The organism is Lactobacillus sp. UMNPBX17 (genome assembly GCF_002553735.1).
GTDB lineage: Bacteria > Bacillota > Bacilli > Lactobacillales > Lactobacillaceae > Lactobacillus > Lactobacillus gallinarum.
Genome location: NZ_PCYT01000016.1, coordinates 1 through 24,403, shown reverse-complemented (window position 1 = coordinate 24,403; position 24,403 = coordinate 1). Strand labels below are relative to the sequence as shown.

The following is a 24,403-nucleotide window of genomic DNA, read 5'->3' as shown; positions in this document are numbered from 1 at the left end:
GTAGTTTGTTACTTTTGACAGGGTGCAGTCCCGTGAGTCATAAAACGCAGCATCAAGAAAAGAAAATAGCGGTAGTCAAAAAACATTCTTCTAAGAAAATCGTAAATGAAGATGGAGTCAGGTTATCTACAAAGCTGACACCTAAAGAAATTGCAAGTGCTATTACGGTGTGTGCTGCAAATAAATATCATGGAACTTGGGTAAAAGTATTAAATGAAGCAAGAACTAATGGCTTAAAAATTAGTTTTCATAATCGAAGCGATTATCCCAAAATCACTAATGGTCAGGGATATGTATATGGAGTAAGTGCTGATAAACAAAATAGTGGAGCATGCTATACATTAAATGATGACCAGATTTTTATCTATGATAATCAAACTGAATTAGGCTCAATTACAGTAGATAAAATGGTTAAATATTTAAATACACATAATAGTGCTGGCATTGTTAAAAGACTAGCTAATGATGTGGTTTTAGGTACAGCTGATAATAATTCAAATGGCTCTAGTACTACGAAAATAGCAGGCGATAGAGGTTTAGATAATGCACCTGCAGAGATGCTAGGAACTTGGTACTCATATGATAATCATGAAAAAGCAACCGTAACTTTTACTGAACATACTATCGAAGAGACAGAAGATGGGCGTACAGTTACGACAGAACTGCATAAAATGAACCCAGATCGTGATCGCGGTGATCATGATCAAGATAAGGCTTATTGGGCTAAAACCAAGCATTGGGCAACTATTTCTAAGTTTAAAGTGCCTGAAAGCAAGCCAAAAGATAATAAGCTGTACTATAACATCTATGGTTGGAATGAAACCGCTGGCGATGGTGAGTTTTATGCTCTCCATACAGAAGAAAGTCAACCTGTATTAATATTAGCTGGAGGTGCAGGCATATGGACCGATGCGGTATATTGGAAAACACCAGAATTAGCTCAAAAATATGCTGGAAAGAAGTTCCATGATTTGCGTTATCGAGAAATGGATTAATTTGCTAAAAAAGCTTTAATGAATTTAACAAAATCAACTTTCTAATGTAAAATGCTATATAATAAAAATGCTAATTAGTATCCCTAATTTTCGTTAGGGGTATTTTTGTATTATCGGGAAGAATGTTGAAAGTATTGCAATGAGCAAAAAGATATTAGTATTAATTTTTTTAATAGCTACAGCTCTAAATCTCAGTGCTTGTAGTCAAAATTCCACTCAGCATGATAAAAGTGTCGACAACAATACTCAAAAGCAAGTTTCAAAGAATTTAACTGCTAATAAATTAACCAAGACATCACAGGCTAGTGCAATTACAATTTATGCAGCCATGAAATATAAAGGAAAATGGCAAGACGCATATAAGCAAGCGGTAAAAAATCATTTAAGTATCAGTATTAAAAGTAAAACAGGTTTTAGCCGTATTTTTAAAGGGCAGGGCTATATTTACCAGGTTACTGGTAACGGAAAAGAACAAAATACTTTCTACACGTTGAAGAAAGATGAAGTCTCATTTTTTAACCATAAAAAGAAAATAGCTACTGTTAGTTTGAATTCGATTTTAACTTTTTTAAATGATCATCAAAAATCTGAAGAAGTGAAAAGATTATCTGCTAAGACTGTATTGGGTGCTCGGATTACTTCAAATAAATATGGGGTTAAAGGGGATGCAGGGTTAGCTTATATTCCTAAAAAACTTCGTGGTATTTGGTACAATAAAAAGGGTAAAAAGCTAGTGATCACTGCTCATACTATTGAAGGAGAAGAGATTCATAGGATATCAACTGCTGTAGTTACTACGGAATCCTTCCAACAAACTAAGCACTGGGCTAGAGCTCGAATCGAGAATATTAATGGTATTGATTGTTATCATGTCCAAAGCTTAGGAGCACAAAACTTTGGCTTTTTGTATACTGTACAAAAAAATGGTAGAAATCCGGCGGTAGTAACCTATAGTGTAGATACCGGAGATTATCTTGATTCCTATTGGAAATCAACAACAATTGCTAAAAATAATGTGAATGCTGAATTTAAAAGCTTAAAGTAAGTATAAGTTTTAGGAAATTTTTGCTTTAAAAGTTGGCATTTATTCTTTTTCATAATATTATTAGGAAAAGCAATAGAAACGAATAAGAAAAGGGGAAATTCTGTTGAAACATAAATTAACTGTGTTGGTTGCAATTTCTGCGGCTTTAACTTTAGCAGGATGCAGTCAAACTACACAAAGCAATACACAATCATCACAATCTAAAACAAGTAAAGTTGCTAAGAATTCAAGTGATAACTCTAGTACTTCAACAGCTAGTTCCAAGAATAAAGATACATATACTAAGTTGTCTGCAAGCAAGATGGATTACAAGACCACTGCCAGTGCCATTGCAGTTTATGCGGCACAAAAATACGGTGATACTTGGGAAATTGCTGTTAATGCCGCTAAGCAAGGAAATTTAGGTGTAGCATTTAGAAGTAAAGATGCTACAGGCATTACCTCAGATAATAGCGGTTATGTTTATGAAGTTAGTGGTACCGGCAAGAGCAGTAATGCGCGTTATATGCTAGCTGGTGATGGTGCCAATAAACAAGTTACTATTTTTGTTAAGCAACGTAATTTAGGAACTACTAGTTTGAAAGATATCGTTGCTTACCTTAACCAAAAGAATGATGCTGATTTAGTAAAACAATTAGCTGAAAAAACACAATTAAATGTCAAATTAGAAGGCGATGAAGATGCACAAAAGACTACAACTACTAGTGCTAGTGTGATTCCTTCATCACTTCAAGGTACTTGGTACACTGCTGATACAGGCAACGGCAATATTGACACTTTGACTGTAACTGATAATAAAATTAATGATGAAGCTGGTTTTAGCATGAATGTTAAGGCTAAGAACAGTGGTTCAAGTACTTCAGATGGTTATATGAAGCAAACTACAATTAATGGTATTAGTTTCTATAGCTTTACCAATATGGGTCAAACTCCAGGACAGGGTAGTACATACTTGGCACCACATACTGAAGATGGTCAAAGTGTGATCGTCTCAGCTAATTCAAACGGCCGCACTAATGCTGTTTACTGGAAGAGTGAAGCTCTTGCAAAGAAGAATTCTAATAAGCAATTTAGTGATTTGAAGTATTAGATTATGAATGTAAAAAAGACGTCGATTGTCGACGCCTTTTTTAGTTTGGATTAATTAAATCTTCTAGTTTAAATTTTCCATTTTTGTAATCAATTACAAGAATAGAACAATTGCCAAATCTCTTTTTTAAAAATTGCTGTGGATCAACTCCGATGGCAATTAAGAAATTAAAGCAGGCTCCGGCATGTGAGACGGCAATAACTTTCTCATTGGGTTGGGCTTTAGCCATAAAACTTGAAATTGTATCAAATACACGCTTTTGCACGTCTTTTTGATTTTCACCACCATATTGAACAAAAAAATCGTTGTAAGGAACTTGAGGGTTAAGACGTTCATCTTGACCTTCGAAAGAACCGAAATACTCTTCTTTTAAGCCTTTTAGTCTTTGATAAGATATTGTTTATTAGTAACAATTTCTAAAGTATCGCTAGCTCTGAGACTGTCAAGAAGTTTGTGTAAATAGATCTTTCTCATCGATTGATTTTTTATCCTTTATTTAGTCAAAATAAGATAACGGACTACATTATGATAATTATAATTCTTGTAAGCCTTTTCATTAACAAAAATAATGTTTTGGTGTAATAATGAAAGCTGAACAGATTTATAAAATTTATGTAGAAAGAGGCACAAGATATGACAGTATATTACAAAGGATTCCCACAAAGCGATCGGGAAGAATATTTGCATATGATTAATGTCGATGAACTTGAACAAAGAGTTAAGAAAATTATGCCAGAAGGGGCATATTACTACATTGCTTCTGGTTCAGAGAATGAATGGACATGGCGTAATAACACCGCAGCCTTTAATCATTGGCAAATTATTCCTCGTGCCTTAACTGACATGGAAAATCCTTCTACAGCTACTGAATTCATGGGGATGAAGCTCAAGACTCCAGTAATGATTTCACCAATTGCATGTCACGGAATTGCACATACAATGGCTGAAGTTGATACGCAAAAGGGTGCTGCAGCTGCTGGTGCATTGTTTGCATCAAGTACCTATGCTAACAAGAGTGTTGAAGATATTGCTAAAGCCGCTCCAGATGCTCCAAGATTTTTCCAACTTTACTTAAGTAAGGATTGGAAATTTAACGAAATGGTCTTTGATGCAATTAAAAAGACAGGTTATAAGGGCATTTATTTGACTGTTGATGCTTTAGTATCAGGTTATCGTGAAGCTAACTTGAGAACTAAATTTACTTATCCAGTTCCATTGGACTTCTTTACCCGCTATCTTGATGGTAAGGGTGAAGGACAAAGTGTAGCTCAAATGTATGCTTCATCAGCTCAAAAGATTGGTCCTGAAGATGTTCGTCGCATTAAGGAAGAAACTGGCTTACCTGTAATTGTTAAGGGTGTTGAATCTGTTGAAGATGCTTATAAAGCAATGGGTGCTGGCGCTGATGGTATTTATGTTACCAACCATGGTGGCCGTCAATTAGATGGTGGTCCTGCAGCTATTGATGTTTTGCCAGCAATTGCCAAGGCTGTTAACCACCAGGTACCAATTATCTTTGATTCCGGCGTACGTCGTGGCTCACATGTCTTTAAAGCATTAGCATTGGGTGCCGATATGGTTGGTATCGGTCGTCCATATCTTTATGGTTTAGCCTTAGGTGGAGCACCAGGTGTTCAAAGTGTAATTGATCAATTAGACAAAGAATTGTTGATCGATATGCAATTAACAGGATGCAAGACTATTGAAGACGTTAAACATGCTAAAATTGCACATATTAATTACACTGCAGATAATTTGGATTCAATTACTTCTCCTGACAGAATGAAGCCATATCCAAAGACAGCCGATAATCAAATTAAGACAAATGGTGCCTCTGATGCAACGTCAGGAGCATCAGAGCATTAAATAACTAATTTAAAAAAATCTTCTTTTAATAAGATGATTTTTTTATTTTTAGTAGGTCACTTTCTTAACTAATACTGATATAAGTACGATTATCTGATTAAAAAGAACCGATTATTTAATAACATAAAAACATTTTTAAAAAATTTTATGAGGAATAAAGCTGAATAATTTATAAATACTAATAATAACAGCTGTTGTTGTAAGGCCTAAAGTGAAAAATTAGAATAAAATAAGATAACACTACTGAAAACGCATTATTTCCCGACTTGAAAGACTTTTTAAGAGGTATACACTATAAGTGAGCCTATTAAAAGATTAGGGAGTTTAGAATTTTATGGAGGCGTAATTATGAATGTGTTAAGTTTAGCACGTTTCCAATTCGCAATGACGACCATATTCCACTTCTTCTTTGTACCATTTACAATTGGTACAATCTTCGTGGTTGCGATTATGGAATCAATGTATGTCCACACTGGAAACCCTAATTATCGCAAAATGACTAAATTCTGGGGAAATGTCTTCCTCTTAACTTTCGCCGTTGGTGTGGTAACTGGATTAATTCAGGAATTCCAATTCGGTATGAATTGGTCAGATTATTCAAGATTCATGGGTGATATTTTCGGAGCTCCATTAGCATTTGAAGCCTTGCTATCATTCTTTATTGAATCAACATTTATTGGTCTTTGGTTATTTACCTGGGATCGTGTAAAGAAGGGCTTGCACCTATTCTTTGCATGGATGATTGTCTTTGGTACTTTAACTTCAGCACTTTGGATTTTGACAGCTAACTCATTTATGCAGCATCCCGTTGGATTTAGTATCCGCGGTGGTCGTGCAGTCATGGTTGACTTTGGTGCATTGCTTAGCAACCGTCAATTATTATATGAATATACTCACGTAATTTTTGGTGCATTGCTTACCGGTGCTACCGTTCTTACAGGTTTAGCTGCATTCCAATTACTTAAAAAGCGTAGCATATCAGATGTTAACAAGAAGATTTATCATAAAACTATTCGTTTAGGATTGGTTTTAATGTTAATTTTCTCATCTTGTGAGTTTGTTGCCGGTGACTTCCAAATGAGATATTTGGTTCATGAACAACCAATGAAGTTCGCTGCAGCAGAAGGTGTAACGACTACGACCGGTGAAAAAGCACCATGGACTGTAGTTGGCTATGTCGATCCTAAGACTCATGACATGAAAGGAAACATTGATATTCCCGATGTATTGAGTATTCTTTCATACCACAAGACCATAGGCGCCGTAACTGGTATGAAAGAAGTTAATAAGCAACTTGAAAAGAGATATGGAACTAAGATTGACAACCATAAGATGGATTATTATGTTCCAGCTAACACTTTGTTCTGGTCATTCCGTGTAATGTGTGGCTTTGCTGCATTATTATTCTTAGTTTCAATTGTAGGATTGATCATGACACGCAAAGGCAAAGAAAGTCTTTACAGCCATCGTTGGTGTCTATGGGTACTGGCAATTTTGACTTTCTCACCATTTATTGTTAATACTGCAGGTTGGTTAATTACTGAACTTGGTCGTTATCCATGGACTGTTTATGGACTATTTACTATTGCACAAAGTGTATCACCAAGTGTATCAGCAACATCATTGTTAATTTCCAATATTGTTTACTTCTCATTGTTTACAATTTTGGCAATTGTAATGATTGCTTTAACTGTTCGCTTCTTGCGTAATGACCCAGAAGAATGGGAAAAAGCTGGAGACGAAAAGAGAGCTACTGATCCATTTGCAAAGGGGGCCTTTTAAATGTCAGCGTCAGTTTTGCAAATATTATGGTTTATCTTATTAGCCGTTTTGTTTTCCGGCTTCTTCTTCCTGGATGGTTTTGACTTCGGTGTGGGAATGGCTGTAAAAACATTAGCTTATAATGATGCCGAAAGAACTCAAATTGTCAGAACTATTGGACCTGTGTGGGATGGTAATGAGGTATGGCTTATTACCGCAGGTGGTGCTATGTTTGCATCATTCCCATATTGGTATGCAACATTATTTTCAGGATACTACATTATTTTGCTGATTATCTTGGTTGGCTTAATTATTCGTGGTGTATCCTTTGAGTTTAGGTCAAAGAGTAGTGCAGCCCATCGTCATATTTGGGATAACATAATGGCAATCGGGAGTTTCCTTGTTCCATTCTTCTTCGGAATCATGTTTATCTCAATGATTAAAGGGATGCCAATCGATGCAAATGGTAATATTTATGGTCATTTCTTCGATTACATTAACTGGTTCTCAGTAGTAGGTGGTGTTGCTTTAACACTTCTTTGCTACTTACATGGTTTGAACTATATTACTTTAAAGACAAAAGGCGTAATTTCAGATCGTGCCCAAAATTATGCTCATGCACTTTACTGGGTACTCTATATTGGTGAAGTTATTTTTGCTTTACTATTATTCTTCCAAACAGACTTCTTAAAGGTTCATCCAATTTTGACTCTAATCTGCCTAGCTTTAATCGTGGGCTTCTCAGTTGCAGCACACGTTTCAACCTTTAAGAACAAGCAAGGTACCGCTCTTACATTTAGTGGTCTTACCTTGATTTCATTGGTAGCATTAATCTTCTGCGGATTGTTCCCAAGAGTAATGATCTCATCAATTAGTAGCAAATACGATTTGATGATCCAAAGTGCATCATCATCAAATTACACTTTAGTTGTAATGACAATTGCTACTGTAATCTTGGTACCTTGTGTTTTGGCTTACACAATCTGGGCTTACTGGATTTTCCGCAAGCGGATTGCAATGCCTAAAATTGGAGAGGTTAAATAATGATTGATCGACAGCTATTCAAACTTGCTGGCGCTAGTGCAATCATGAGAAAGCTTGCAGTGATTGAGATTCTGCAGGCTTTTTTCATAATTGGTCAGGCTTTGGCATTAAGTGCAGTTTTGACGGGACTTTGGGAAGGTCATGCTTTAAATTGGCTATTATTATTGCTATTTATTGTATGCTTTGCCTTGCGTCAATTGATTAATACTATTAGGGATGCAATTTTAAATAAATATTCTGGAAAAATTGCAGAAGACTTACGAGAAAAACTTTTAACCAAAGTATTTAATGAAGGACAAGCTCTAGTTCAAAAGCAGGGAACGGGTAGCTTGATTACGATGGCTTTGGATGGAGTTGATGAGGTTCGACAATATGTCAAACTGATTTATAGCAAAGTCCTTACGATGATGATCGTTCCGATCATAGTGTTTATCTGCATGCTTTGTTTAAATTGGCTTTCTGCAGTAATTCTGCTTTTGATGTATCCTTTAATTGTTCTTTTCATGATAATTTTGGGACATGCAGCACAAGATAAGGCGATTAAACAATTTGGTCGTTTCCAGGTTTTATCAAATAATTTTATTGATTCCTTACGTGGTATTGATACACTAAAATATTTGGGCCTAAGCAAGCGCTATTCAAAAAGTATTTATCGTTTAAGTGAAAACTTTCGCAAGAAAACAATGGCAGTGTTAAAAGTCGCAATGCTTTCAACTTTTGCTCTTGATTTCTTTACTACTTTATCAATTGCTATCATTGCAGTTTTTCTTGGTTTTGATTTGATGAATGGAAAAATCAATTTATTTCCTGCTTTGGGGATCTTGATTTTAGCACCAGACTTTTTCTTACCAATCCGAGATTTTGCAGGCGATTTTCATGCCACTCTAAATGGAAAAAATGCGTTTAAGAGAATTAATGAGTTAATCGCTGCTCCGAAAGAACCTGTAAAGAAAATTGCATTAACTGACTGGAGTGCAAATGATGAGTTAATAATTAATGACCTGCGTTTCAATTATTTAAAGGGTGCAGAAATTGGACCAATTAATTTTAAGATTAAAGGCTATCAAAAAATCGGAATTATCGGTATGAGTGGTTCTGGTAAGAGTACTTTGATTAACCTAATTAGTGGCTTTTTAACACCAAGTCAAGCTGATATTGAAATAGAAGGTCATAAAACTAACACGATGAACATCCCTGATTGGCAGAGGCAATTAATCTACATTCCGCAACAGCCATATGTTTTTTCAAAGTCTTTACGTGAAAATATTGCTTTTTATCACCCTGAAGCAACTGATCAAGAAATATTGCAGGCTATTCATGTCATGGGATTAGATGATTTATTAAACGACTTGCCTAAGGGCTTAGATACGGTTATCGGTCAAGGTAAAAGAGCTTTGTCTGGTGGTCAAGCGCAAAGAATTGCTTTAGCAAGGGCATTTCTAGATCCTAAACGTAAAGTGATGATCTTTGATGAGCCAACTGCTCACTTAGATATTGAAACTGAAATTGATTTGAAGACTAAAATGTTGCCTTTAATGCAAAAGCGCCTGGTCTTCTTTGCCACTCACCGGTTGCACTGGTTAAAAGAAATGGATTATATCCTAGTCATGAATCATGGACAGCTAGTAGGTCAGGGAACGTTTGCAGATTTGCAGGCAAATAATAGTTACTTTATTGATTTAATTCACGGAATGAGAGGCGAAAGCAATGATCAATAGGATTCCAATTTTAAAAGCTCTAAAAAATGATCGTTGGGTTCGTCCTTTCTTAAAGCGCTACAAAAAAACTTTGATCTTAGCAATTTTCTTGGGTATTTTGACGTTCTTCTGCGGTGGAGGATTGATGTTCTGCGCAGGTTACTTGATTAGTAGATCTGCTGCACGACCTGAAAATATTTTACTAGTTTATGTACCGATAGTTTTGACCAGAGCATTTGGTGTGTTCCGTCCAGCTGTCCGTTATGTTGAACGGTTAGTAAGTCATAACTGGGTCTTTAGAATGACTTCCAAATTCCGCCAGCAGCTTTATGATTCGTTGGAACGGGATGCTACTAATTTTAATAGTAAGTATCAACTAGGCGATATCTTAGGCTTATTGTCTGATGATGTTAGCCACATTCAAAACCTGTATTTAAGATCTATTTTTCCAATGATGGTAGCTTGGGGCCTATATGCAATTATTGTAATTGGCTTAGGTTGGCTATCTCCATTAATGGGATTATGGATGCTAGTAGTTTTTGGCTTAATTATTTTTGCTATTCCAATTTGGTCAGTGCTTGTAAACGGAGCTAGACAGACCTATGAAAAGCAGATGCAAGATAAACTGTATGCTGATCTGACAGATAACGTGATGGGTGTCAACGATTGGGTTTTATCCGGTCGTGGTTCAGCCTTTTTGAAGCTCCATGTTAAAGATCAACAAGAACTTTTTGAAGTTGATCAGGTGATGAAAAAGTTTGAACGTTGGCGTGATTATACTTTTCAGCTAGTATATCTGTTAGCGATTGTCAGTTTGATAATTTGGGGCATGTTTCGCTTTGGTCAAAGAGATACCTATTATACAAACTGGATTGCAGCGTTTGCATTGGCACTATTTCCAACCGTGTCAGCCTTTGCGGGATTGCCAGCCGCAGCTCAGGAAACAAATATTTATAAGGATTCGTTAAATCGATTAAATAATTTACCTGGACCAGAAGTTGAAAATAAGAAAGCAATTACCCTTAAGGCTCCATATGAAATTGATTTTAAGGATGTGCATTATACTTATCCCAAGACTGATAAAGAGATTTTGCACGGTCTTAATTTAACCATTAAGAATGGTGAAAAGTTAGCAATTTTAGGACGTAGTGGTGCTGGTAAAAGCACGCTCGCTTCATTATTGCGTGGAGATCGTACTCCTGATAGCGGTAGTATTACGCTAAATGGAATTTCGACAGATCAATTTGGTGATCAGATTGCTAATTATTTCAGTATAATTAATCAAAATCCTTACTTGTTTAACACAACAATTGGCAATAATCTCCGCTTAGGAAATGAAGATGCTACAGATGATCAATTGTGGGATGTGTTAAGACGAGTAGGATTAGATCAAATGGTTGAAAAACTGCCGCAGGGTTTAGAAACAGAAGTAGATGAAGCAGGTTTACGTTTTTCAGGTGGTGAGCGTCACCGCTTGGCTTTGGCAAGAATTTTGTTAAAAGATACGCCGATTGTATTGCTTGATGAGCCAACAGTAGGATTAGATCCTATTACTGAACAAGCTGTGATCGATACTTTTATGACTCAGCTTAAAGGAAAAACTTTGATTTGGATTACACACCACTTGCAGGGAATTGATCAAATGGATCAGGTTATTTTCCTAGAAGATGGGAAAATTTATATGCAAGGCAGTCCAAAAGAGTTGTGGCAAACTGAGCAGCGTTATCGTGAATTAAAGAGAGCAGATCAAGGTCTGTGAGGAAAAAGCAATGTTAACAAATAAAGTACCTGAAAAAGACGTTAATGATTTATTTACCCGCGTTGCTCCCAATTATGATTTGATGAATAATATGGTCAGTTTGGGCATCCAGAATATTTGGCGGAAACAATTTTTAACCAGATTAAATTTGAAAAGCACAGATCAATGTTTAGATTTATGTTGTGGCACTGGCGATTCTACTATTGCTTTAGCGAAAAAAGTTAAATTGGTAACTGGCCTAGACTTTAATCAAGCAATGTTAAAACTGGCCCACGAAAAGATAGTGAAAAAGCATTTGCAACCGAAAGTTAAATTAGTTAACGGGGATGCAATGAATTTGCCTTTCGCGGCGAGAAGTTTTAATTGTGTTACCATTTGTTTTGGCTTACGCAATGTGCCCGATGCAGAAAAGACCATTAAAGAAGCTTATCGGGTTTTAAAACCTGGCGGACAATTTGCCATTTTAGAAATGTCGCAGCCTAATAATCAGATCATTAAATTAGGTTGGCGTGCGTATTTTGAAATTTTCCCTTATTGGGCAAAGCTGGTTAAGAGCAATGTGCGAGATTATCAATATTTATCTAAAACAAGTAAAGAATTTTTATCTGCTCAACAATTAAAGCAATTATTAGTTAAAAATGGATTTAGTCATGTCGCGGTTAAGAAATTAACTGGTGGAGCGGCAGCGATTCATATAGGAATTAAATAGATAAAAATTAGATGTATCGAAAGGATGTGGGCTAATGGCTTTAAATGTATTTTTGGAATTAATTGAAATTAAGGCCAAGACAGCTAGTGTAATACCATTTTTGTTAGGAATGTGCTTTAGTAAATTTTATTATCATCAACTAAATTGGCAGCTAGCTTTAATCTTCTTTATTGCGATGTTTTTATTCAATATGGTTGTCGATATGTTTGACAATTATTGCGATTATTATCATGCGGATAGTAAGAGTTACCAAGAAAAAACTAATATCATTGGTCGAGAAAATATTAACCCTAAGTTGGTTTTGGGTTTAATAATCGGATTTAGTGTGATTTCGGCATTGTTAGGTCTTTATCTTGTAAGTCAAGCTGGGTTGCCTGTTTTATGGATGGGTATCTTCTGTTTTGCCGTTGGGTATCTATATTCGTTTGGTCTGCATCCAATTTCAAGTTTGCCATTAGGCGAGCTATTTTCCGGTTTCACCATGGGCTTTATGATTGTTTTACTGAGCGTATACCTTAATACCTATCAAGTCTTTACCTGGAATTGGTTAACTATTGGACAAATCTTTTTGGTAGCTCTGGCAGATGAATTATGGATCTCTAATTTAATGCTGACCAACAATTTATGTGATGCTCAAGAAGACGAAGATAATCACCGTACGACTATCATTCATTTTATTGGTAAAAAGGGCGGATTAATCGCTTTAACCGTCAAAAATGTATTGGCATTTTTGATTATTGGAATTTTACCTTTCTTGGGACTTGCACCAAAAACTGTTTGGCTAACGATCTTAATCGTTCCATTTATCTATCAACAAAATAAGATAATTATTCATAAACAAGTTAAAACGGAAACCTTTAGTACCGGTGTTAAAACACTGTTAGTAGGGTCTGCCGCATATCTATTTACATATTTCTTAGGAATTATATTTTAAAAGAGTAGGAGGATTCAATCATGAAAAAGGTTGTTGTATTAGGTGCTGGTTTTGCCGGCATTAAGACCGTCGTTAAACTGCAAAAAAAATTGCGTGAAGAAGTTAAGATTATTTTAGTTGATCGCAATCCATTTCACTGTGAGACATTCCGTTTGTATGACGTGGTATCTGGTGAAGCGCCATACACCGCAATATCGTATCCAGTAGCAGATGTGATTAATCCAAAGATGACTACCTTTATCCAAGATGAAGTTAAGAAAATTGATTACCAAAATAAAACGGTAGAATTAGCCAAGCATACTCCTTTAAAATATGATTATTGTGTAATTGGATTAGGCTTTACGTTAAGCACATTTGGAATCGATGGCGTGCAAGAACATGCATTGCCTATGTATAATGTGGAATCTGCCGAGGCTATTCGGAATCATCTGTATGCAAGCATGCGTGATTATAAAAAGACTAAGAATCCGAATGATTTGGTAATAACAATGTGTGGGTCAGGCTTTCAGGCAGTAGAAGTAACCAACGCTATAGCTATGAATAGACCTCGTTTTGCCAAATTAGCAGGAGTTAGTCCTGATCAAATCAAAATCAAGATGTTTAATAGCTCTAAGAGAATGTTGCCAATGTTTGGCGATAAGCAATGTAATTATGCTTTGAATAAGATCAAAGAAAATGATATTGATATCATTAATCAAGCGCGCATTAGTCAAATTCAAGCGGATGGCGTTTGCTATAAGATTGGTGATCAAGCTGAAGAAAAGAAGTTGGCAACTAATAACATAATTTGGATGATGGGCTTTAGTGGTAATCCAGTAATTGCGGACTCTGGTTTTAAGGGACAACGTGACAAGATTACAGTAACTGATCATTTAACAGCTCCTGAAAGTGAAGACATCTATGTTTTAGGGGATGTTGCTTCAGTGCCACAACCAGGAAAGAGCTGGCCTTTGCCAAATACTGGTCAATTAGCTTTATCTATGGCTAATTATGCAGCCGATGATATTTATGCGAGAGTGAATGGCTATAGTCGTCCTAACCCATTTGTTTACCATGACTTAGGTGTTGTGGTTGATTTGGGTAAAAGTGCTGTAGGCTTAGCATTAGGCGTTAAATTATATGGCTATTGGGCTTCAGTGATGAAGAAGATCACTATTGATAAATCGATCTTTGAAACCGGCGGCGTTAAAGGAACGTTGTCTATTGGTCGTTTTGACTTTTATCATTAAAATAAAAATTTACATAAATAAAATAAGTGATGGATCTTTGATGATTCATCGCTTATTTGTTTTGGTATTATATTTCTTTCTGAATTCGGTCGGTGAAATCTGATATCTTTTACGAAAAAGGCGATTAAAGCTCTGATAGCTTTGAAAACCGGAAGAAAGTGCAATGTAAGAAATCGTTCCAGAATCCGATTTTAGTAGTTCACTTGTTCTTTTTAAGCGGTAATCGATTATAAATTGTTCTGGACTTTGATTAGAGTTTTTCTCCTGAATTTTTAATCATAAAAAACAAGAATTTATCATAGATCGCGGAAATTGCGGAGTTCATTTTGGTGAAAGTTATGGCAATAGTCGCAGTTGTCATTTAAATCTAGATCAAAAAATAAAAGTTAGAATCTTACAAGATGAATCTTCAGCTGAAATTTTCTTAGATGATGGTAAAAAAGTATTTTCAATGCGAGTTTTTCCTGATGAAAAAGCTAATCGAATTTTTGTAACAAGTGAAAATGGTGAAGCTAAAGTAGAAGGTACTATTTATCAATTAAGATCAGCTGAACTATAAAAAAGAAGCATAGAAAGTTCTATGCTCCTTTTTAGTAAGTAGAATACGGAGAAAAATATGCAAAATTTAATTACAGTTGATGAAGAAAATAAAGTTTTTCATTTACACAATAAACAAATATCATATTTATTTTCAGTGGAACAGGGAGCTACTTTAGCTCATTTATATTTTGGTAAAAGAATTCGAAAATATCATGGACAGTTAAAATATCTCCGTTTGCTTCGAGGCTTTTCAGGCAATTTGGCTGATGTACCAGGACGTGAGTTTTCTCGTGATACTTTGCCTGAAGAATATAGTAGTGCAGGCGAAATGGATTATCGCACACCAGCAACGGTTTTATATCAAAAAAATAGTTCAAATTCTATTTTGTTAAGATATAAGAGTTATGAAATAGTTGCAGGGAAGCCAAAATTGAATGGTTTGCCACATAGTTGGGTTAAAGACGAAGATGAAGCCCAAACTTTGATTGTTACTCTTGAAGATCAATTAACTCAGGTGGAATATCAATTGTTTTATACAATTTTTAGAGATTTACCAGTTATTTCTAGAGCTGTAAAAATAATTAATTCTGGAGAAGAAGTCGTTCACTTAAGAAAAGCCGCTTCAATGCAAATTGATTTTGGCAATGAAGATTTTGAAGCAATTACCTTGCCCGGAGCGCATGCCAATGAACGTCATCTGCAAAGAAGCAAGATTGATCAGGGGATTCGCGTCTATGGTAGTCATCGTGGCGCTTCCAGTCATCAGATGAATCCATTTCTTGCTTTAGTTAGACCTAATACAGATGAATTTGCAGGAGACGCATATGGTTTTACTTTTGTTTATTCAGGTAATCATATGTTTGAACTTGAGAAAGATCAAATTAATCAAATCCGTTTAAATATTGGGATAAACGATTTTAATTTTGATTGGAAACTGGAGCCAAATGAAGATTTTCAGACTCCGGAAGTTTTGATGACTTATTCTCCAAATGGCATAAATCAAATGAGCCAGACATTTCATCAAGTGATTTTTGACCATATTATTCGCAGTAAATTCAAAAATAAGGTTCGACCTATTTTGGTTAATAATTGGGAAGCAACGTATTTCGATTTTAATGAAAAGAAATTACAAGCAATTGTTGATCAAGCTAAGGATTTAGGGATTGAAATGTTTGTCTTGGATGATGGCTGGTTTGGACACAGGGATGCGGATAATTCATCTTTAGGCGATTGGTTTGTCGATCAGAGAAAGTTTCCTACTGGTTTGAGTCATTTTATTGATTATGTACATAATAAAGGATTAAAATTTGGTATTTGGTTTGAACCAGAGATGATTTCCTATGATTCTGAATTATATAAAAAACATCCCGATTATTTGATGCATGTTCCTAATAGAATTCCTAATCCAGATCGTCACCAATATGTGCTTGATTTAGGGAGGAAAGAAGTACGACAAAATATTTTGACCAGATGGTTAAGATCCTAGATCAAAATCAAATTGATTATATTAAATGGGATATGAATCGTCATATCTAAGACATTTATGAAGCAGATTTAACGCCAGATGAGCAGGGTGAAGCATATCATCGTTATATTTTAGGATTATATGATTTGCTTGAAAAATTGACGACCAGATATCCTAATATTTTGTTTGAAGGATGTTCTGGTGGTGGCGGTAGATTTGATGCTGGTATGGCTTATTACACACCGCAAATTTGGGCTAGTGATAATAGTGATGCGATTGCTAGATTAAAGATCCAATATGGCACAAGTCTAGTTTATCCGCAATCATTGATGACCTCACATGTTTCCGTGTGTCCAAATGAACAAAATGGTAGAGTAACACCATTAGCTACACGGGATGCTGTAGCTATGTGGGGATACCTAGGCTATGAACTTGATTTAACTAAATTGAATGATGATGAAAAAGAAGAAGTTAAAAAGCAAATAACTTTATATAAGCAAATTAGAAAGCTTACTCAATTTGGCACTTTATATCGTTTGAAGTCGCCATTTAATAGTAATCAGACTGCTTGGGAAGTAGTTAGTTCAGATAAACGTGATGTAATTTTAACTGTAGTAAATATTCTGAGTTCAGCTCAGCCTAGCTTTACTAAGCCTAAATTAGCTGGCTTGAATCCAGAATATGATTATAAAAATATCGCCACCAATGAAATAATCGGTGGCGATGAATTAATGGACACAGGTATTTATGATGAGGCGGCCCATCAAGATTTTGTGGCTAAAATGTATCATTTTAAAGCAGTCAATTGATTGCCTTGATTGATTCACGTTTATTTAAGTTGCTGTGACAAGTAACAGTTAGAGGAATACTGATATTTTCAGTAATTAAATCTTTAGCAAGACGGACTGCAGTTTTACCCATTTCTTTGGTATCCATATAAACACTGGAAAGAGTAGGAGTTAAAAAGCGATTGATATCAACATCATCAAAACTTACGACTGAAATATCATCAGGAATAGAAATATGGTGGTTGTTAAGAGCTTTGTAAACGCCTAGTGCCATTGGATCGCTTCCCACTACAATTGCTGTAGGCCGCTCTTTCAAATGAATGACTTGATCAGTAATTTTAAGAGCGGAATCTGCAGACCAATCGGTAATAAAAGAGTGACAATATTGATCCAAGTTGTGCAATTTCATCCAGGAAATATAACGAGTTTCTCTCAAGTCGCATTTTTCAGTAGTGATTTTTCCGTCTAAATCCATAATGGAAGATTTACCACCAATATAAACAATATTTTCATGACCAAGAGAATGAAGAAGATCCAAGATGTAAGTAGTTTTTTCTACGAAGTCATTTCGAATAATATTGCAGTTAAGAATATTAGTGTTGACATCGAGAAAAATTACATTATGATTGATGGTTTGAATCGATTTTATAGCTTCAGGCGTCATTTCACCTTCAATTAATACTGCTCCGTAGTTAGCTAAAATAGACCAATCTTTTTCTTGATCATTCATCTTAAAAGGTTGATCAATTCTTAAATGCCATTTTTTAGCTTCATCATTAATCCCCATATGCATATTAAGAAAATATGGATCATCTATTTCTCGTGCATGGTCATGACGCATAATTAATGCAATTGAAAGTTGCGGATCATTTTGTTTAGGGCCCCGCTTTTTCTTGCCTTTGCTGTAATGCAGTTTGTTTGCTACATGAATTACACGTTTTCTTGCTTCGTCATTAATGTGAAAAGTAGGATCATTATTTAAAATGTGGGATACACTTGCAGGTGAAACGCCAGCGATCCGCGCAATATCTCTAATACTTGCCATAAAAGCCACCTCATATTTCTTCTTTTCGTAATTATAACATTTTAAATGAAGCCAAAGAAAAACACGCTATTAAAGCGTGTTTTTTTAGATAATAAAATAGTTTAGACAGTGTGTTGTATAGAAATAATAATCTTATTTATCTTCGTAACCCTTTGGGTGGCCCTTGTGCCACTTCCAAGCAGTTGCGATTACGTCATCAACATTTTCGTGTTTTGGCTTCCAGCCTAAAACAGTTCTTGCCTTAGTTGAATCAGCAACAAGTGAATCAGGGTCACCGCCACGACGTGGTCCCATAGTATAAGGAATATCAATACCAGTAACCTTCTTAGCACTTTCCAAAATTTCAAGGTTGGAGTAACCATGTGCAGTACCCAAGTTGAAGACATCTGACTTGTTAGTCTTCATCATATGCTTCAATGCCAAAATGTGAGCATCGATTAAGTCTTCTACTTGAACATAGTCACGTACATTAGTACCGTCTTTAGTATTGTAATCATCACCAAAGATAGTAAATTTACCATCACCAGAAATAGCACTCTTTAAAATATTTGGAATCAAGTGAGTTTCTGGAGCGTGGTCTTCACCGATAGAACCGTCACTTGAAGCACCAGCAACGTTGAAGTAACGAAGGGCAGTGTACTTAATGCCGTCAGCCTTGTCAGCCCAAGCCATGATCTTTTCCATCATCATCTTGGTTTCACCGTATGGATTGATAGGGTTAAGTGGAGTGTCTTCTGTGATTGGCAATTTCTTAGGAATACCATAAGTTGCGGCAGAACTTGAGAAGACTAAGTATTTAACGTTGGCATCATTCATAGCTTGTAATAATGAAATCATACCAGTAACGTTGTTGTCGTAATACTTAAGAGGCTTTTTAACTGATTCTGGAACAAGTGAGTAAGCTGCAAAGTGCATTACTGCATCGATCTTTTCATCACGCAAAATCTTTGATACTAAGAAAGTATCTTCGATGTCGCCTTGATAAAACTTGGCTTTAGGATCAACAGCTTTTCTGTGACCAGTGTACAAAGCATCTAAGACAACAACGTCATTGCCTTCTTTAACTAATTTACGAACAGCATGTGAGCCGATATAGCCCGCACCACCGATAACTAAAACTTTCATGTGTATAACTCCTTTAATAGTTGTTAACTTTTTACTGAAATCGATTACATTGTAACACACAATTTAGTAAATGATTTACTAAATTCAATAAAATGCTTAAAATTAATTGAGTATAAATGAAAATTCGTGATCTAATTCTGGATTAATATGATAAGCACTCTCAACATCAGAGCCCCAACTATCGATGCCGCCAACGCCTCGAACTGCACCTGCAATTACTAACACAGTTCTGCGAACAAGTGGTAATTCCTCAATATGGGTGGCATTTTCGAGTTCTTCAGCGGTATAAGGCAAACAACTAAAATTGAATGGCTTTTTATCTTGTAGAATTGATAAACTAAATTTTTCATTTGTTTGATCAGAATTATTTTGAGTGGCTTCACGGTTAATAACTAACTTTTTAGTTTGCATGTGCATGCCATTTTCTTGCGGAACCAGATATTTGGTAACCGGTAATCCATCGATATGGAAACGACCTTCTTTAGCTCCGGCCATTCTATCAGGATAAGTTTCGCCGGATAAACCTTCATAATCGAATCCAGTAGCGGCAGTTGGCATAATTAATCGAATACCAATCACAGGTAAGGGTGATAATCCCTTCTTACCATAATAATGCATCGTGACTTTAATGTGACCGACATCATCAATATTATAGATGATTTTTGCATTTGTTGCAGGGATAGTTAAAGTTTGATAAGTAAATGAAATTTGAGCACTGCTTGCATATTCGTGATTGCTGAATTTATTGTTAAATGGAGCAATAGGTAATTCAGGAAAATCATGTTCATCTACTTTTAAATGAATATCAGTACATTTAGTGAACATATCGGCTCCGAGCCATTGAGCGGCCTTTAGATTGAATCCGCTGCCGCGATCGTTATCTGTAGTTGCTCGCCAAAAAGTGGGAGTAGGTACACGATAAAGCCATTCTTTGCCGTGTACTTTTAAAGATTCAAGTCCGCCGCGCTCATAACTAAAGATATATTGAAAATCTTGGCCATTCACGCCAAATGTGCCATCGCCGTAAATAATATGCAATTTTTTATTTGTGTAATCCATAGTAGTATCTAACCTCCTGCATTGCTGGTTTGGGTGTGCGGTCTGCGAACATTAAACCGTCGCCAGAGAATTCATAATCGGAGTGACGATCATCAAAGTCGCCACCGTAACGCAATACGTCCTGTCCGCTGATTTCATCGTGAACTAATAATGCTTGATCAATAAAGTCCCAGATAAAGCCGCCAAAGTATTGTGGGTACTTATCAAGCAGCTTGATGTATGAACCTATGCCACCATCTGAGTTGCCCATATCGTGCATGTATTCGCATTCCATAAATGGTTTCGGTGGATCGTTTTGTAAGTATTCTTCAACTTGTTTTGGTGGCAAATACATACAGCTTTCAACGTCAGAAATTTTATCTTTTAATTCAGGACGATGCACAACCCCTTCATAGTGAACCAAACGTGTGTCATCGTGTGATTTATAAAATTCATTCATTGCGATGATATTGTCACCGGCGTAGGATTCATTCCCAAGTGACCAAAATAGAATAGAAGTGTGATTTTTGAAAGTCTCGTAATTATTGCGTGCCCGATCAATTACCGCTTCCTTCCACTGCAGAATAGAGCCAGGTACATTATAAGAAGGTTCAGTCTGTCCCATCTTTTGCCAAGTACCATGAGATTCAAGGTTGTTTTCAGCCATGACATAGATCCCATTTTGATCGCAAAGATAATACCACGGAATTTGGTTTGGATAGTGACATGTTCTGACTGCGTTAATATTATTTTCTTTAAATGTATTAATATCAGTTGTCATATCAGTCATGGTTACGCTGCGGCCACGCTTGTCATCCCATTCGTGGCGGTTAACTCCATTGATGATTAAACGTTTGCCGTTTAATAGAACAACTTTTTCTGAGCTAATTTCAATTCGTCTAAAACCAAATTGGAAGGGTACTAATTCAAGCAGATTTTGGTGTTCATCATAAACTTCAATTAAAAGTTGATAAAGATATGGATTATGGTTATCCCAAAGATGAACGTTTTCGAATTTTTCATCATTGATTTGAATGTTTTCTTTAAGAGCTTCTTTTTTCTCTAAAAGGGTATGACCCACAACATCTTTGACTAGTAGATGAATTGAACCAGTCTTTTTGCCAGTAAAATGAAGTTTAAGATTAAAAATACCATCCTGATAGTTATCTGCAACTCGTGGTTTAAGATCCATGTCATTTAAATGCGTTTCAGGGATGCCAAGCAATTCAACTGAGCGGAAAATACCGGAAAAGCGGAACATATCTTGGTCTTCCAGCCATGAAGCAGTGCTGTGTTTAAAGACTTCTACTGCCAAAAGGTTATCTTTGGCTTGAATGTATGGTGTTAAATCAAATTCTGAAGGAGTGAAGCTGTCTTCAGCGTAGCCTACAAAATGACCGTTGAGCCATACGTACATTGCTCTTTCAACGCCTTCGAATTTAATATGGACGTTTTTTCCAAGTAAAGCAGGTTTTAAATCAAATTGCTTTATGTATGAAACAACTGTATTGTCTTTACCTTGACTAAAAGAGCCCTCCTCAGGATCATTAGGATCTAGAGCGTAGGCAGGACGGCGGAAGATTTTGCCTTCCCAAGGATACCAAATGTTGGTGTATTGATTTTGAGTATAATCGTTTAATTCAATTTCGCTTGGAACTGAGATCGAATCAAAATTTGAAGAGTCAAAACTTCGCTCATAAAAATGTTTTGGGCGGTCCATCGGATTAGGAGAAAAATGGAATCTCCATTGTCCGTTTAGACTTTGCTGATAGCTGCTATTTTGTTTTTGCCACTCACGATAATCTCTGTAAAAGGGATGATCACTATGAGCGGGTAATTGATTAACTCTGAAAACTTCAGGGTTGTCTAACCAATTAATGGTTGCTTGCATAATCTGACCTAGTTTCTATTAAAAATATATCTTGAAAGCGGTTTTATTATAGCACCTAAGTAACGTATTTATTAGATTAAATAAAGAATTTATTCCAGCTCGCCAGGAAAATTTACTAGCTACAAAGCCCTAGTAAATGCAGATAACTAAAACTTTATTTATTGGAATTTAGTTAATGTTTTGTATAATAAAGATAGAAAATTTATAAAAAAGAAAAGAAATAATTATGACAACAATTAAAGAAATTGCACTGGAATCAGGTTATTCTCCTGCAACAGTATCACGTTTATTAAATAATGATCCGAACCTGTCTATTACTGCAGATACTAAAAATAAGATTTTGGAGATTGCTAATAGACTAGGCTATTGGGAAGATCATCAAGAAAAGAAAATTAAGCCAACAATTGCTTTGCTTTATCGAGTAAATCATAAGGAACAATTACAAGATGAGTATTTTACTTCACTAAAGCAGGCTTTGGTATCAACGGTGGAACGAGATGCACTGAAGATGAAAACTTTTTACGACATAGAGGATTTGATCAAGAATGCGTCTTTGTTCCAAGGATTCATCGGAGTAGGGGCAGAGCCAATTGAAAATGCACAGTTGGTAAAGTTACACAAAGTTTTGCCTAATGGTGTTTTTGTTGATACAAATCCAGCTCCAGAGTTATTTGATTCTATTCGTCCTAATCTGCCATTGACAGTTAAAAATGCTATCGATTTGTTTATCAAAAATGGCATTGATAAGATTGGTTTTATTGGTGGTGTCGGTCCTAAGCATGATCATATTCAGGAAAATGATTTGCGTTCAATTACTTTCGTTGAATACATGAAAACTAGAGGTATGGATACTAAATGGACATGTGTTGAAGGACCGTTTAGTGTTGAAAATGGCTATAAATTGGGAAAACAAGTCTTAGCTAAATACAAAAATGATTTACCTGAAGCATTTTTGATCGCATCTGATACCTTGGCCGTTGGCGTTTTACAAGCCTTTAACGAAGAAAACGTAAATGTGCCTAAGGATACTAAGATCTTGAGTATTAATAACAGTAATGTAGTTAAATATGTTTCGCCACCACTTTCTTCCTTCAACATTAATCAACAAGAAATGATTGATATGGCACTTGATACTTTGACTCGTTTAATTATCCGTCCAGATCGACCAAAGATTGATATCCGGATGAATACTAATTTGGTAGTACGAAAAAGCTTCGTTCCCCAAGAAAAGTAAATTTTTTAGTAAAGAAAAATATTTTTTGATAAGAAATAAAAAAGAGAATGTGAATAGCCCACATTCTCTTTTTATTTGCTCTTAAAGTAAATATTTTAGTAATAATAAATAAAAGATTTATTTAGTTAACAAAAGAGCGTATATTGCTTTCATGTAAGCGATTGCAGTGGTTCATTTGGGAGGAAGAAAAAAGATGAATAATCGTAAAGTTTCAGGAAAACAAATCATTTCCTATGTGTCCTTTTGTTTGGGTAACTTAGGACATGCCGCATTCTATGGCGTAATGAGTACGTATTTTATTATTTTTATCACTAGTGCCATGTTTACGGGTCTGGATCATTCGGTTGCAGATAAATTAATTGGATTAATTACTGCGTTGATGGTTTTAGTAAGAATTGTAGAATTGGTAATTGACCCAGTTTTAGGAAATATTGTTGATAATACCAAGACAAGGTGGGGTAAGTTTAAGCCCTGGATTTTTATTGGTACGGTTGCCAGTTCCGCATTATTGTTAATTCTGTTTACCGGTATTTTTGGTTTAGCACATAAAAGTTGGATCCTATTTGCAATTTTATTTGTGATCATTTATATCGGCTTTGATGTTTTTTATTCATTGTCAGATGTTTCATATTGGGGCATGATTCCAGCCTTAAGTGAAGATTCACATGCCCGCGGTATTTATACTGCTTTAGGAACTTTTTCAGGTGCTATTGGTTGGAACGGCTTAACTATTATCGTTGTGCCATTAGTTACTGGGGTAACTTATGCTATGACTGGCAAGCATGAAGAGGGTGCTCCGGGTTGGTTTGCCTTTTTGGTCTAGGAACAGTAAATTTGCGTGGTGAAGGTTTTGGATCATATTATGATGATGGACAAACGGTTAAAAAAGGAGAACTGCTATTAGAATTTGATCGTGATTTAGCTCTTAAAAATGGTTACAAAGATACAATAGTAATTTTCTATACCCAACCTGGTAGAGTAGAAAAAATGAGTAAAATTTCAGCAGGAAAAATTGTTGAACATGGTCAAAAGGTGGCTGATGTACAGTTTAAGTAGAGGTAGAAAATGGGAAAAACATTAACTGATTTTTTATCGAAAATTGCAATTTCAAATTGAACACTTTTGAAAATTAAATTCTGTATATTGAA

Annotated in this window: 20 protein-coding genes and 2 pseudogenes; 16 read left to right on the top strand and 6 right to left on the bottom strand. The window is 35.7% G+C overall.

Annotation, left to right across the window (positions count from 1 at the left end; genetic code table 11):
• Positions 1-32: 32 nt before the first annotated feature.
• From CP368_RS04110 to CP368_RS04100, 3 genes are all read left to right on the top strand, one after another.
• Complete coding sequence (locus CP368_RS04110; protein ID WP_025005346.1) at positions 33-995, top strand: hypothetical protein; 963 nt, start codon at positions 33-35, stop codon at positions 993-995.
• 139 nt (positions 996-1,134) lie between these two features.
• Positions 1,135-2,040, top strand: coding sequence for a hypothetical protein (locus CP368_RS04105; RefSeq protein ID WP_025005347.1), 906 nt, complete (start codon positions 1,135-1,137; stop codon positions 2,038-2,040).
• 103 nt (positions 2,041-2,143) lie between these two features.
• Complete coding sequence (locus CP368_RS04100; protein WP_087176489.1) at positions 2,144-3,130, top strand: hypothetical protein; 987 nt, start codon at positions 2,144-2,146, stop codon at positions 3,128-3,130.
• A gap of 40 nt (positions 3,131-3,170) precedes the next feature.
• Here the strand turns inward: CP368_RS04100 and CP368_RS04095 are convergent, their stop codons facing one another.
• On the bottom strand, positions 3,171-3,527 hold the full coding sequence (locus CP368_RS04095; RefSeq protein ID WP_087363845.1) for a histidine phosphatase family protein: 357 nt from the start codon (positions 3,525-3,527) through the stop codon (positions 3,171-3,173).
• A 236-nt stretch (positions 3,528-3,763) separates the two neighbouring features.
• Here CP368_RS04095 and CP368_RS04090 point away from each other — a divergent pair, with 236 nt between their 5' ends.
• From CP368_RS04090 to CP368_RS04055, 8 genes are all read left to right on the top strand, one after another.
• Complete coding sequence (locus CP368_RS04090) at positions 3,764-4,996, top strand: lactate oxidase (protein ID WP_025005350.1); 1,233 nt, start codon at positions 3,764-3,766, stop codon at positions 4,994-4,996.
• Positions 4,997-5,344: 348 nt separating this feature from the next.
• Positions 5,345-6,778, top strand: a complete 1,434-nt coding sequence (locus tag CP368_RS04085) for a cytochrome ubiquinol oxidase subunit I (protein WP_098045777.1) — start codon at positions 5,345-5,347, stop codon at positions 6,776-6,778.
• Entirely contained in the window at positions 6,779-7,801 is a 1,023-nt protein-coding gene (gene cydB / locus CP368_RS04080) for a cytochrome d ubiquinol oxidase subunit II (RefSeq protein WP_098036705.1), read from the top strand.
• Complete coding sequence (gene cydD / locus CP368_RS04075; protein WP_098036706.1) at positions 7,801-9,519, top strand: thiol reductant ABC exporter subunit CydD; 1,719 nt, start codon at positions 7,801-7,803, stop codon at positions 9,517-9,519. Before cydB ends, cydD begins: the two co-directional genes overlap by 1 nt.
• A complete protein-coding gene (gene cydC, locus CP368_RS04070; RefSeq protein WP_098043817.1) occupies positions 9,509-11,257 on the top strand; it encodes a thiol reductant ABC exporter subunit CydC in 1,749 nt (582 codons plus the stop codon). The genes cydD and cydC overlap by 11 nt, the downstream gene beginning before the upstream one ends.
• Positions 11,258-11,267: 10 nt before the next feature.
• Complete coding sequence (ubiE, locus tag CP368_RS04065) at positions 11,268-11,966, top strand: bifunctional demethylmenaquinone methyltransferase/2-methoxy-6-polyprenyl-1,4-benzoquinol methylase UbiE (RefSeq protein WP_098043816.1); 699 nt, start codon at positions 11,268-11,270, stop codon at positions 11,964-11,966.
• A 34-nt stretch (positions 11,967-12,000) separates the two neighbouring features.
• Complete coding sequence (locus CP368_RS04060; RefSeq protein ID WP_087235797.1) at positions 12,001-12,900, top strand: prenyltransferase; 900 nt, start codon at positions 12,001-12,003, stop codon at positions 12,898-12,900.
• Between the two features lie 20 nt (positions 12,901-12,920).
• Positions 12,921-14,129 (top strand): NAD(P)/FAD-dependent oxidoreductase, encoded by a 1,209-nt coding sequence (locus CP368_RS04055; RefSeq protein ID WP_098045776.1) that lies wholly within the window; start codon positions 12,921-12,923, stop codon positions 14,127-14,129.
• Between the two features lie 45 nt (positions 14,130-14,174).
• Here the strand turns inward: CP368_RS04055 and CP368_RS11025 are convergent, their stop codons facing one another.
• Complete coding sequence (locus CP368_RS11025; protein WP_087176499.1) at positions 14,175-14,399, bottom strand: AraC family transcriptional regulator; 225 nt, start codon at positions 14,397-14,399, stop codon at positions 14,175-14,177.
• Between CP368_RS11025 and CP368_RS04045 the strand changes: the two genes are divergently transcribed.
• Both CP368_RS04045 and CP368_RS04040 read left to right on the top strand, forming a co-directional pair.
• Positions 14,398-14,688 (top strand): GH32 C-terminal domain-containing protein, encoded by a 291-nt coding sequence (locus CP368_RS04045; RefSeq protein WP_098043814.1) that lies wholly within the window; start codon positions 14,398-14,400, stop codon positions 14,686-14,688. The two genes, CP368_RS11025 and CP368_RS04045, sit on opposite strands and share 2 nt — an antisense overlap.
• Positions 14,689-14,745: 57 nt before the next feature.
• Positions 14,746-16,943 (top strand): annotated as a pseudogene (locus CP368_RS04040) (alpha-galactosidase).
• Here CP368_RS04040 and CP368_RS04035 read toward each other — a convergent pair.
• From CP368_RS04035 to CP368_RS04020, 4 genes are all read right to left on the bottom strand, one after another.
• Positions 16,936-17,967 (bottom strand): LacI family DNA-binding transcriptional regulator, encoded by a 1,032-nt coding sequence (locus tag CP368_RS04035; RefSeq protein WP_098045775.1) that lies wholly within the window; start codon positions 17,965-17,967, stop codon positions 16,936-16,938. The pseudogene CP368_RS04040 and the gene CP368_RS04035 overlap by 8 nt on opposite strands.
• Positions 17,968-18,099: 132 nt before the next feature.
• Complete coding sequence (galE, locus tag CP368_RS04030) at positions 18,100-19,092, bottom strand: UDP-glucose 4-epimerase GalE (protein WP_098043812.1); 993 nt, start codon at positions 19,090-19,092, stop codon at positions 18,100-18,102.
• Positions 19,093-19,194: 102 nt separating this feature from the next.
• Positions 19,195-20,151, bottom strand: a complete 957-nt coding sequence (locus CP368_RS04025; protein WP_061204852.1) for a beta-galactosidase small subunit — start codon at positions 20,149-20,151, stop codon at positions 19,195-19,197.
• Positions 20,135-22,021 (bottom strand): glycoside hydrolase family 2 TIM barrel-domain containing protein, encoded by a 1,887-nt coding sequence (locus tag CP368_RS04020; RefSeq protein WP_098036984.1) that lies wholly within the window; start codon positions 22,019-22,021, stop codon positions 20,135-20,137. Before CP368_RS04020 ends, CP368_RS04025 begins: the two co-directional genes overlap by 17 nt.
• 226 nt (positions 22,022-22,247) lie before the next feature.
• Here CP368_RS04020 and CP368_RS04015 point away from each other — a divergent pair, with 226 nt between their 5' ends.
• From CP368_RS04015 to CP368_RS04005, 3 genes and pseudogenes are all read left to right on the top strand, one after another.
• Positions 22,248-23,255: a LacI family DNA-binding transcriptional regulator gene (locus CP368_RS04015; RefSeq protein WP_087176775.1), complete on the top strand. Its 1,008-nt coding sequence runs from the start codon at positions 22,248-22,250 to the stop codon at positions 23,253-23,255.
• Positions 23,256-23,448: 193 nt separating this feature from the next.
• A pseudogene (locus CP368_RS04010) lies at positions 23,449-24,069 on the top strand (MFS transporter); the annotation flags it as partial.
• Positions 24,057-24,311 carry a PTS glucose transporter subunit IIA gene (locus CP368_RS04005; RefSeq protein WP_306424289.1) on the top strand — a complete coding sequence of 85 codons (255 nt, stop codon included), beginning with the start codon at positions 24,057-24,059 and terminating at the stop codon, positions 24,309-24,311. The pseudogene CP368_RS04010 and the gene CP368_RS04005, both read left to right, overlap by 13 nt.
• Positions 24,312-24,403 lie beyond the last annotated feature (92 nt).

Bases quoted from the DNA above. Each gene is read 5' to 3' on its own strand.
- CP368_RS04105 (WP_025005347.1), top strand. From the start codon at position 1,135: ATGAGCAAAAAGATATTAGTATTAATTTTTTTAATAGCTACAGCTCTA.
- CP368_RS04090 (WP_025005350.1), top strand. From the start codon at position 3,764: ATGACAGTATATTACAAAGGATTCCCACAAAGCGATCGGGAAGAATAT.
- CP368_RS04085 (WP_098045777.1), top strand. From the start codon at position 5,345: ATGAATGTGTTAAGTTTAGCACGTTTCCAATTCGCAATGACGACCATA.
- cydB (WP_098036705.1), top strand. From the start codon at position 6,779: ATGTCAGCGTCAGTTTTGCAAATATTATGGTTTATCTTATTAGCCGTT.
- cydD (WP_098036706.1), top strand. From the start codon at position 7,801: ATGATTGATCGACAGCTATTCAAACTTGCTGGCGCTAGTGCAATCATG.
- cydC (WP_098043817.1), top strand. From the start codon at position 9,509: ATGATCAATAGGATTCCAATTTTAAAAGCTCTAAAAAATGATCGTTGG.
- ubiE (WP_098043816.1), top strand. From the start codon at position 11,268: ATGTTAACAAATAAAGTACCTGAAAAAGACGTTAATGATTTATTTACC.
- CP368_RS04060 (WP_087235797.1), top strand. From the start codon at position 12,001: ATGGCTTTAAATGTATTTTTGGAATTAATTGAAATTAAGGCCAAGACA.
- CP368_RS04055 (WP_098045776.1), top strand. From the start codon at position 12,921: ATGAAAAAGGTTGTTGTATTAGGTGCTGGTTTTGCCGGCATTAAGACC.
- CP368_RS04035 (WP_098045775.1), bottom strand. From the start codon at position 17,967: ATGGCAAGTATTAGAGATATTGCGCGGATCGCTGGCGTTTCACCTGCA.
- galE (WP_098043812.1), bottom strand. From the start codon at position 19,092: ATGAAAGTTTTAGTTATCGGTGGTGCGGGCTATATCGGCTCACATGCT.
- CP368_RS04025 (WP_061204852.1), bottom strand. From the start codon at position 20,151: ATGGATTACACAAATAAAAAATTGCATATTATTTACGGCGATGGCACA.
- CP368_RS04020 (WP_098036984.1), bottom strand. From the start codon at position 22,021: ATGCAAGCAACCATTAATTGGTTAGACAACCCTGAAGTTTTCAGAGTT.
- CP368_RS04015 (WP_087176775.1), top strand. From the start codon at position 22,248: ATGACAACAATTAAAGAAATTGCACTGGAATCAGGTTATTCTCCTGCA.